Origin of the sequence: Vibrio sp. V39_P1S14PM300, assembly GCF_009904765.1 — a bacterium.
GTDB classification, from domain to species: Bacteria; Pseudomonadota; Gammaproteobacteria; order Enterobacterales; family Vibrionaceae; genus Vibrio; species Vibrio proteolyticus.
Map to the genome: position 1 here is coordinate 1 of NZ_WXWP01000163.1, position 8,882 is coordinate 8,882.

Consider the following 8,882-nt stretch of genomic DNA (forward strand, 5'->3'; position numbering starts at 1 on the left):
GGGCAATGAAGCTCAAGTACGACTAATAAGGTAAATAAAATGAAAAAAGCAGCAATTTCTACTGCGATCCTGACAGCATTGGTATCTGGTTCTTCTCTGGCAGCAACAGTTTACAGCAATGACGGCACGGAACTGAAAATCGGCGGCCGCGCAGAATTCCGTGGTGACTTCAATGGTGCTGAAGACGGCAAAGACATCGAAGGCACAATGAAAAACAAAAGCCGCGTGCGTGTAAACGTCGTGGGTTCGACTCAGATCAGCGATTCTTTGTCTGGTTTCGGTAAGTACGAAGCAGAGCAATCTGTTTTGTCCTCTGGCGACAAAGACGCGAACACTGAATTCAAACAACGTTACGCTTTCGCGGGCCTGAAAGGCGACTTCGGCTCAGTCTCCGCTGGTCGTCAGGACACCGCAGGCGTTCAAATCTCCGACATGTCAGATATCGGTACTTACACAGGCGATCAGAAAGCCTTTATCAATGCCGGTAACGAGCAGATCAACAACACGTTTGCATACGGCTACAACACCGACGCATTGTCGATTAAAGCAAGCTTCATTGCTGGCGAAGAAAAAGACACAGATGGCTACGGTATTTCTGCTATTTACACTCTGCCTATGGGTCTGGGTTTTGGTCTGGGCTACGCGGCCAATGACAATGGTCAGGGTGCTGGCTCGGCAAACCAAATCATTGCTGGTATCAACTACGAGATGGACGCACTGTACCTGGCAACCACTTACACCATGGGTGATCTGGATGACGACGCGGATACCGAATTTGAAGGTCTCGAATTCGCGGGCCACTACAAATTTACCAAACAATTCCGTCTGATTGCGGCTTACGTGAAACAAGAAGAAGACGCAGCGAAAAATGACAGCGTCGATACTGCTGACTTCTTCGAGCTGACTGCACGTTACGACTTCAACAAGTCTATCCGTGGTTACGTTGCGTATAAACTGAACAACCTGGACGATAAAGACACTGGTTACGACGTTAACGATTCTGTACGTCTGGGCCTACGTTACGACTTCTGATATTTACCTGTCCGTAAATACTCGTGAAAACTCAGGCCGGGCATCTGCTCGGCCTTTTTGATTGCACCAGATAAGTTCAAGTTTCACCAGAAGAAGGCAAATCGGATATATTCAAAACTTCAAGTTATTATAAATCAATCACTTAAAAAGTGGCACGCGAACTGCAATACAGTAAGTACAAATGCTCGGCAGCGTTTGTGCTTCATTTTTATAGTCCCGGCAGAGACTATAAAGAGTTTCATGTTCTTTCCGCCTCCCTTTCGGGAGGCGTTTTTTTTATTTGACCAAACGCACCAGTAACGCCCCGGGCTCACGCAGCGCATCATTGCAATAACTGACCACCACCCCGGAATCCGGAGCCAGATAGCGATGCACTTCGTCGCCAAACGCATCGTACTGGATCGCCAGTAGATCATCTTTATTGATGCGGTCTAGTAAATTGACCTGTGGCAGAACAAAACCACCACAGCTCGCGCGTACCGAAATGACCTGTTGCGCTTTCATCGTATCTTGCGTGCGCACGACCTGCCCCTCACACACGCCGTAATGACGCAGAGTATTCATCACACCGGCCACTGCTCGATCAATCAAATCCGGCTGGGTTACTTTACCCATACCGACTTCCACCGTAATGCAGGGAACACCGTGATTGTTCCATACCGTCTCCAGCACTCCCTCTTCCCCGGGATCATCTAAAATCATGTCCGGATTCATCAATCGAGCCAGGGTCGCTGCGGATTCGACGCGACAATCAGCAAACACATACAAAGGATAAACCGTACCGCGTGTCTGAGTATGCAGATCAATGGCCATATCTGCATTCGGCTGCAGTAAATGCGTCCAGATAGCATGCAGGTATCGCTGCGCCGCATCGCCGTCCGGATTTCCGGGAAAGCCACGGTTAAGGTTCGCGCTGGGTATTTCCGGATCTGAGCTGGTAAAATCACGACTGTGACTGAGCACACCGGGCAGATTCATCAGCGGCAACACCACAACCGTCCCACACAGCGGTTGCTGATGCAGCGCACGAGCCAGCGCCTGGGCGGAGAGAATCCCGTTCATTTCATCACCGTGTACGCCTGCTGTGATCACCACCCGGTGACCCGCGTTTTGTCCTTTGATAACTCTGACTGGCACATGCTGAGGCTGCCCAAGCGCCTGAGTCCCGGCCTGAAACCAAAAGCTGTGCTCACCCGGTGGTAAGTCTTCCACATCCAGGCGTTGGATCACTTTTTTTCCCTGAACCACGTCATCCATATATTCGGTTGGCATCGCTACGTCTCCCTGAAATCCAAACCGACCATCACTGCGGCAAGGCCACACCCGCCAATCAAGATAAAAAAGCCCGGGCAGATGTGCCACCCATATGAGTCATAATCCTCACCGACATCACGCAATTGCCTGCTTCAACGCGGCGTCCTATTGAAATAGCAGCAGATAATCTATGCAGACGCTCGCTTATTGCATTCACTTGGGTATATGATTTAACGAATTTTTTACTGATAGCTTTAATTTCATGATCACCAGACATCATCATCCAGTCCAGGGGGCCAGTTGGATGCTGACCGCCGGCCTCGCTTTCGCCATCGTCAATAGCCTGACTCAAATCGCCAGTATTCACTATGGCCTGACGTCGACAACCGTCGCTGTTATTCAGTATGCCGTTGCCCTGATTGTGATTCTGCCGTATCTGCGAACCTTGGGGATTCGCCACTCACTGCGAACGAACCACTTTCCGGCTCATGTATTTCGAGTCTTTCTGGCCGTTATCGGCATTCAGTTGTGGTTGTGGGCCTTGGCTTACCCAGTGCCAATCTGGCAGGGAATTGCGCTGCTGATGACCTCTCCGTTATTCGCCACCCTCGGTTCGGGATTGTTTCTGAAAGAGAATGTTGGTCCGGCACGCTGGATTGCTACCCTGACCGGATTTGTCGGCGCCATGATCATTTTGGAACCCTGGTCTGATGATTTCAGCTGGGCTGCACTATTACCGGTCGGCGCGGCGTTCTTCTGGGCCTGTTATTCGCTGATGGTGAAAAAACTCTCCAGTTACGACTCTCCATCTACCATGGTGGTTTATCTGCTGATCCTGATCACTCCGTTTAATATTTTCCTCGCCATTCCGGAATGGCAGACACCTCAAAACGCGACATTATGGCTGGTATTGATTGGCACTGGGGTTATGACAGCGCTGGCTCAGTGGGCTATCGTTAAAGCGTATGCGGTGGCCGACGCTTCATTTGTTCAACCATTTGATAACGCGAAGTTGCCGCTGAACGTACTGGCAGGTTGGCTGGTCTTTAGTTGGGTTCCGCCTGGTCGTTTGTGGCTCGGGGCCGCTTTTATTATCGGCTCTGTCGCGTTTATCACCCAATGGGAAGCGAAAAAATCCCGTCGTATGCTGAAAGAAATTCAGTCTTAGACGGTTCTAATGGGATAAGCGCAATGTGAGAGAGAACACCTATGGCTAAGCCAATTAAGATCACCCTTTACCGCTGGGCGGGAAGCTGGGGCCCATTTAAAGTCAATATTCCCTGTGGCGAGTGCACTCTGACCAAAGACATTCTCAATGATACGTTTGAGCATGAACTGGCTGATGTACCCGTAGAGCTGGAAGTCAAAGACTGGCTGTCACACTGGTGGGAACCGCTGAAACTGGGGGCATGGCATGCGCCGATTCTGGTTGTCGAAGGTAAAGTGGTCAGTCAGGGGGAAGCGCTCAATCGCGGTGTGTTGGTGCAGTCGGTGATTCAATCGTGGACCAAACGAGACAAGTTAAAAGGCAACATTGTTTATGGTAAAGCAACATGCCCTTATTGCGTCAAAGCCAAACAGCTGCTGGACAATGCAGGTATCGAATACCGCTACCATGACGTGGTAAAAGAAAGCGCAGCGCTATATCGAATGATTCCCGAAGTCAAAGCCATCATCGGCGAAAAAACGCCCGTAACGGTGCCACAGATCTGGCTTGACGGCCAATACGTTGGTGGTTGTGACAATCTGGAAGCCTGGCTGGATGAGCGGGGTTTAAAGTACGTCCCGGACAACGTGGTCAATCTTGACGCCTGAACGGAGTGTCTGACAGCAAACCAGTAAAAAGCCCCGGCATCACTGCCGGGGCTTTTTGGGAAAGTCCATTTGCTGGCGTCTATTACTTCGCCATCTTTTTCATCATTTTTTTAAAGAATGATGGTTTTTTCGCTTTTGGCTTACCGTAAAACGCTTCATGCATCGCTTGTTTTGCCACCATCTGTCCCAGATAGGCTGAACCCAGTTCGTAACTCATCTTGTCTCCGATCATGCACTGGAAATACCGCCAAGAATTGTAATCGGGATCACAGAAAAAACAAGCGCCAGATCACATTTTTATTTGTCACGTTTTGGTTGACGATAGGTCTTCCCTGCTGCTTGATACGTATCTTTACGCTTTACTTCAAACATCGCATCAAAGAACCAGGCAACGAATGCAATCACGTCATCACCCTCATTCATGACGTGTTCAACAAACTCTTCTTCTTCGCCATCATCATTTGCTTGCGTCGTGACGTGATAAATGCGCTTTTCACCGTCGATGTCCGCCAAAGCAAACTGGCCGCTCAAAGACAATGCCGCTTCGGCCACGTCACTGTCGTCACTCGTTTTCAGTAGCTCCAGCGCCCGTGGCAGGGTTTGTTGTTCGCATGCGGCTTTCACCAGAGCTTCAAATTCTTTCTGTTGCATGGAGGTATCCTCTAAAAGTTTCGCGCATTGTATCAACCCCCTTTCGGGTTTCAAGCGAACTCTCGCCCGCCCAGACGACGAAACTGGCGCAACGCGAGCACTGTAATCATGCTAAGCGCCACTAGCAGGTAAAATCCGCCCAGCGCATCCTGATTGGTCACCCAGTGCTCCACCAGATACCCGCCAAACAGCCCGGCTATACACATCTGTACAGAACCAGACAGCGCAGACACGGCGCCAGCCTGTCGTTTGTGCGGCTCGAGCAACATGCTCAGCGACAACGGGAACGACATCCCCTGTGCAATGGTCAGACAGGTAAACGCCCAGGTCAGGTTAAAAATAGTCGTCGGCGTATTGAGCAGCCACAGTCCGGAAAAAACAATGATCGCGATGGCGAGCAGCATCAAACGGCTTCGGGACATAAAACGGTTGAGCACATTGAGCGAGACACTGCCAATCAGCAACCCGGCAGACGGAATGATCATGATCGAACCGTACTCAGCAACACTCAACCCCAACTGATGCTGCATAAGAAACGGCAGTACCGACAGAGACACCAGGCTGCCAAGGTAACTCACCCAGTTGAAACTGGCGCTGCTGATCACTTGAGGGTTGCGGATCAGTTGCCAATAGGTCACAACGACATCGCTTAACCGAAAGCGCCGTTTGGCATAAGGCAAAGTCTCCGGCAATATTCGCCAGCCGAGAATAAAGATCGCACTCAAATACAAAAGCACAAACACAAACACCGCCTGCCAGCCAAAGTGGAACGCGATCCAGCCACCGAATACCGGCGAAATGATCGGCATAATCGATGCCGTCACGGAGATGTAAGACAAAGCTTTGGTCAGGTGCACGCCATCATAACTATCGCGCAGCACGCTGCGGCCAAGTACCGACGCACTGCCGGCGCCGAGTCCCTGTAACAAACGTCCCGCTTCCAGCGCCGTAAAGCTGTCCGCTCCGCTGAGGCACAATACTGTGCCAACAAGATACACGCCTTGACCGAGCAGGAATACCGGGCGACGTCCAATGGCATCGGACATCGGGCCATAAAACAGTTGTGACAACCCAAACCCAAGCAGGAACAGAGTGACCAACATTTGTACCTGAGCTTGTCCCACCGCCAACTGCTCGCTGATCACTGGCAGTGAAGGCAAGTAAATACTCACACCTACCTGCCCGGTGGCGATGATCATCATCGCCAGCAGCATCGGTGTTTTTTTGAAACGGTCTGCATCATTTTTCTTCATATCAGCCATTCTAAATTACCAACTCTTAAGTGATAATCTATTAAAATGGAAATAAATTAAGTCCTTTTAGGAATGAGTGTAAGGTGGGAATATGGATTGGATTCAAGGCATCGACAGCTTTATAAAAGTTGTCGAAGAAGGCAGTTTTAACGGCGCAGCCCGCCGGCTCAACACCACCAGCTCAGCCATCAGTAAACGGATTCACTGGCTGGAAGAACGGGTTGGTGTGCAACTGCTAAAACGCACCACACGCTCAGTCACGCAAACCGAAGCCGGTGCGCTGTTTTATGAACGCGCTAAAGATTCGATAGACCGTTTGCAGTCCATCATCGATGAAACCCGTTCAGTCAGTCAAAGTCCGGCGGGCCTGCTGAAAATCGGGGCCACCATCGCGGTCGGCTCAAAGTTTCTGGTTCAATATCTGGACGACTTCCTCAAGCAATATCCGGATATCCGGATTCAGCTGACGACCACCGCGCCGGGCCAGATACCGGAGATGAGTCTGGATCTGTTTATCAGTCGTGAACTGGAGCAATTCAATTCGCTGAGTTACAAAGCCACGCCACTGTTTGAACAGCGGATCGGTTTTTACGCCTCCCCCAGTTACATTACCGAGTACGGTGTGCCGACCACGATTGAGGAGCTCAAACAACATAAGGTTCTGATTTGGGGTGAACGCCCCCAGCGGGAGTTTAAGTTTTCGAAAGGCAAGCGGACGGTTCTCAGTGGTAACTTCGCCACCACTAACCCCGAAGCGCTGTTTTACGCCGCCAAAAACGGTATGGGGATTCTGATCAGCAATGATGTAATGATCAAAGAAGATGTACGATCGGGCGCTCTGGTGCGCATTTTGCCCGACGTGACGACCAACGATTCCACCGTCTACGCCTATTACCCGAAGCTGGATTACGAGCACACCCGCACGAAATTGTTTCTCAATTACTTGAAAATGCGCTTGTCTCAGGCCGGATAAGGCTCTCCCCCAGACACACCGGGGGAGAAGCGATGTTAGCTTTCCACTGGCTCGGTTTTCGGTTCCACGTTCGCTAGCTTGGCTTCTTGTGTTTTTAGCATGGCGTTGAGCTTGTCACGGTTGGCCTTAAACTGAGCCATTTCCGCTTTCGGCACTGAACTGGCCATCGGAATTTTTGCTGTCACAGGGTTCACCGGACGACCACGTATAATGAACTCATAATGAATGTGCGGTCCGGTTACGCGGCCGGTGGCGCCAGACAAGCCAATGCGCTGACCACGACTGATTCGCTGGCCTTTTTTCACCAGAATCTTGCTCAGATGCAGATACCGGGTCTTGTATGCGCCGCCATGCTGCAACACAACATATTTGCCTGCGTACGGGTGATTGCGAGTCATGACCACCACACCGTCGCCTGTTGCCACAATCGGCGTACCACTTGGCGTAGCCCAATCCGTACCATTATGCGGGGCAACCCGACCAGTGACAGGGTGGTGACGATTTGGATCGAACTTGGAGCTCATACGGTAATTGCCTTTAAACGGATGACGCTGAAACGCGCGCTGCAGACTATTACCATCCTGATCGTAGTACTGACCATCGCTGTGCAAATAAATTGAAATGACCCGATTGCGATTATAAATTCTGACCGCCTCAATTTCGCTGTTCCCCGTCATTTCATCGCCGACATACTGACGTGACTGCACCACTTCAAAGCGATCACCAGCCCGCAGGTCACGCTTGAAGTTGATCTTGTCTTTCAGCAAAGTCACGATTTGACTGATTTCAGCGCTGTTGAGGCCAAGTTTGTTAACCGATGCGGACAAACTGCCATGAATTTCTCCCACCACCGGGACTTGTTTCCAGGTGCCCGGGATCTTAACGTCACGATACCCAAACGAACCATCATCCAGACGCGTATAAACCGCATGTTCAGCAATATTGAACACCAGTTCCATTTTTTTCAGATCGCCGGTTTCTGTTTTCCAGAAGCGTAATGTATTACCTGGTTTGAGCGTATCGAGCACCAGATAGTTTAAATCGGTTTCCATGACTCTCATCAGCTCCTGATAGGAGAATCCTAACGTGCTGAATATCGAGCTCAGGTTGTCACCTTTCGAAATTTGGTATTCATAATCAGGGATGTCATGAGCCGCCTGATTTTCAGCCAGAATGGTGTCAATCACCTGAGATTCCGGCAACGAGAGCTCAACAGTGCCCTGGAGCGAGCTGTCTCGCGAAGAAGAGAAGATCGCGATCGCTACGATAGGAAGGCACGCAGCTAGGATCTTTTTTTGTTTTGACCACGCTGAAATACGCGCAGCTACAGACTTCGGACGCACAATAAGCCTCAATAGAGTGTAAACGAAGTGATTAGACTACGGTTTTGAAAAAAAATTTCTAGGTTTGGATTGTAAAAGTAAGATCAAAAAAGGCGCAATTGCGCCTTTTATATTTACCAGACTTTTCCAAGTAAGCGTTCACTTCGGCCAAATTTATCATTTGACCAGCTCACGGCAAAAAAGTGGTCAATCATGCGTACGTCACCACAGTGGAATTATCTTCACCGAAACCATTTGGCTTATAATTGTCAGCATGAGGATCGTTGACCCAACGTTCGTTATCGATCAAGTAGCGAAATTCAAACTCACCGTCTTTTGGCAGACGGGTTTTGTATTTGTAACATTTGGATTTTGCCACGCGCGTCATTTCGATCGGCTGCCACTGCAAAAAGTCGGCAACCAGCGCCACCGAATCTCCGGCCAGTTCTTGAGGTAACTCAAAAGTCACTTCCACTTCGTCTTTGGTTTTAAAAAATCGCTTATTAATCATCTCAAACTCCGTTTTGTTTCAGGTGTCACGACGTTCTCATACCTTGTTAAATATCAGCATTGCTGTAGAAG

The 8,882-nt window shown here is 50.0% G+C and carries 10 protein-coding genes; 4 read left to right on the plus strand and 6 right to left on the minus strand.

Annotated features, from left to right (window positions below):
- Positions 1–39 precede the first annotated feature (39 nt).
- The gene (locus CAG65_RS08095; RefSeq protein WP_161453293.1) at positions 40–1,032 is read left to right on the plus strand and encodes a porin; all 993 of its coding nucleotides are present in this window, start codon (positions 40–42) and stop codon (positions 1,030–1,032) included.
- Positions 1,033–1,308: 276 nt separating this feature from the next.
- On the opposite strand, the gene CAG65_RS08100 is transcribed toward CAG65_RS08095, so the two are convergent.
- A complete protein-coding gene (locus CAG65_RS08100) occupies positions 1,309–2,304 on the minus strand; it encodes a succinylglutamate desuccinylase/aspartoacylase family protein (RefSeq protein ID WP_161453294.1) in 996 nt (331 codons plus the stop codon).
- A gap of 244 nt (positions 2,305–2,548) precedes the next feature.
- On the opposite strand from CAG65_RS08100, the gene CAG65_RS08105 reads away from it, so the two are divergent.
- A complete protein-coding gene (locus CAG65_RS08105) occupies positions 2,549–3,454 on the plus strand; it encodes a DMT family transporter (RefSeq protein ID WP_161453295.1) in 906 nt (301 codons plus the stop codon).
- Between the two features lie 41 nt (positions 3,455–3,495).
- Positions 3,496–4,101, plus strand: a complete 606-nt coding sequence (locus CAG65_RS08110) for a glutaredoxin domain-containing protein (RefSeq protein WP_021706209.1) — start codon at positions 3,496–3,498, stop codon at positions 4,099–4,101.
- Between the two features lie 82 nt (positions 4,102–4,183).
- On the opposite strand, the gene CAG65_RS22380 is transcribed toward CAG65_RS08110, so the two are convergent.
- From CAG65_RS22380 to CAG65_RS08120, 3 genes are all read right to left on the minus strand, one after another.
- The gene (locus CAG65_RS22380) at positions 4,184–4,318 is read right to left on the minus strand and encodes a hypothetical protein (protein ID WP_021706210.1); all 135 of its coding nucleotides are present in this window, start codon (positions 4,316–4,318) and stop codon (positions 4,184–4,186) included.
- Positions 4,319–4,398: 80 nt separating this feature from the next.
- Entirely contained in the window at positions 4,399–4,752 is a 354-nt protein-coding gene (locus CAG65_RS08115; RefSeq protein ID WP_021706211.1) for a hypothetical protein, read from the minus strand.
- A 50-nt stretch (positions 4,753–4,802) separates the two neighbouring features.
- Positions 4,803–6,005 (minus strand): multidrug effflux MFS transporter, encoded by a 1,203-nt coding sequence (locus CAG65_RS08120; protein ID WP_040902867.1) that lies wholly within the window; start codon positions 6,003–6,005, stop codon positions 4,803–4,805.
- 91 nt (positions 6,006–6,096) lie between these two features.
- On the opposite strand from CAG65_RS08120, the gene CAG65_RS08125 reads away from it, so the two are divergent.
- Positions 6,097–6,978, plus strand: coding sequence for a LysR family transcriptional regulator (locus tag CAG65_RS08125; RefSeq protein ID WP_021706213.1), 882 nt, complete (start codon positions 6,097–6,099; stop codon positions 6,976–6,978).
- A 35-nt stretch (positions 6,979–7,013) separates the two neighbouring features.
- Here the strand turns inward: CAG65_RS08125 and CAG65_RS08130 are convergent, their stop codons facing one another.
- Positions 7,014–8,321 (minus strand): peptidoglycan DD-metalloendopeptidase family protein, encoded by a 1,308-nt coding sequence (locus tag CAG65_RS08130; protein ID WP_443098385.1) that lies wholly within the window; start codon positions 8,319–8,321, stop codon positions 7,014–7,016.
- Between the two features lie 190 nt (positions 8,322–8,511).
- A complete protein-coding gene (locus CAG65_RS08135; RefSeq protein WP_021706215.1) occupies positions 8,512–8,811 on the minus strand; it encodes an isoamylase early set domain-containing protein in 300 nt (99 codons plus the stop codon).
- Positions 8,812–8,882: the final 71 nt, after the last annotated feature.

Coding starts and splice junctions, on each gene's coding strand:
- CAG65_RS08110 (WP_021706209.1), top strand. CDS start 3,496: ATGGCTAAGCCAATTAAGATCACCCTTTACCGCTGGGCGGGAAGCTGG.
- CAG65_RS08105 (WP_161453295.1), top strand. CDS start 2,549: ATGATCACCAGACATCATCATCCAGTCCAGGGGGCCAGTTGGATGCTG.
- CAG65_RS08095 (WP_161453293.1), top strand. CDS start 40: ATGAAAAAAGCAGCAATTTCTACTGCGATCCTGACAGCATTGGTATCT.
- CAG65_RS22380 (WP_021706210.1), bottom strand. CDS start 4,318: ATGAGTTACGAACTGGGTTCAGCCTATCTGGGACAGATGGTGGCAAAA.
- CAG65_RS08115 (WP_021706211.1), bottom strand. CDS start 4,752: ATGCAACAGAAAGAATTTGAAGCTCTGGTGAAAGCCGCATGCGAACAA.
- CAG65_RS08125 (WP_021706213.1), top strand. CDS start 6,097: ATGGATTGGATTCAAGGCATCGACAGCTTTATAAAAGTTGTCGAAGAA.
- CAG65_RS08135 (WP_021706215.1), bottom strand. CDS start 8,811: ATGATTAATAAGCGATTTTTTAAAACCAAAGACGAAGTGGAAGTGACT.
- CAG65_RS08100 (WP_161453294.1), bottom strand. CDS start 2,304: ATGCCAACCGAATATATGGATGACGTGGTTCAGGGAAAAAAAGTGATC.
- CAG65_RS08120 (WP_040902867.1), bottom strand. CDS start 6,005: ATGAAGAAAAATGATGCAGACCGTTTCAAAAAAACACCGATGCTGCTG.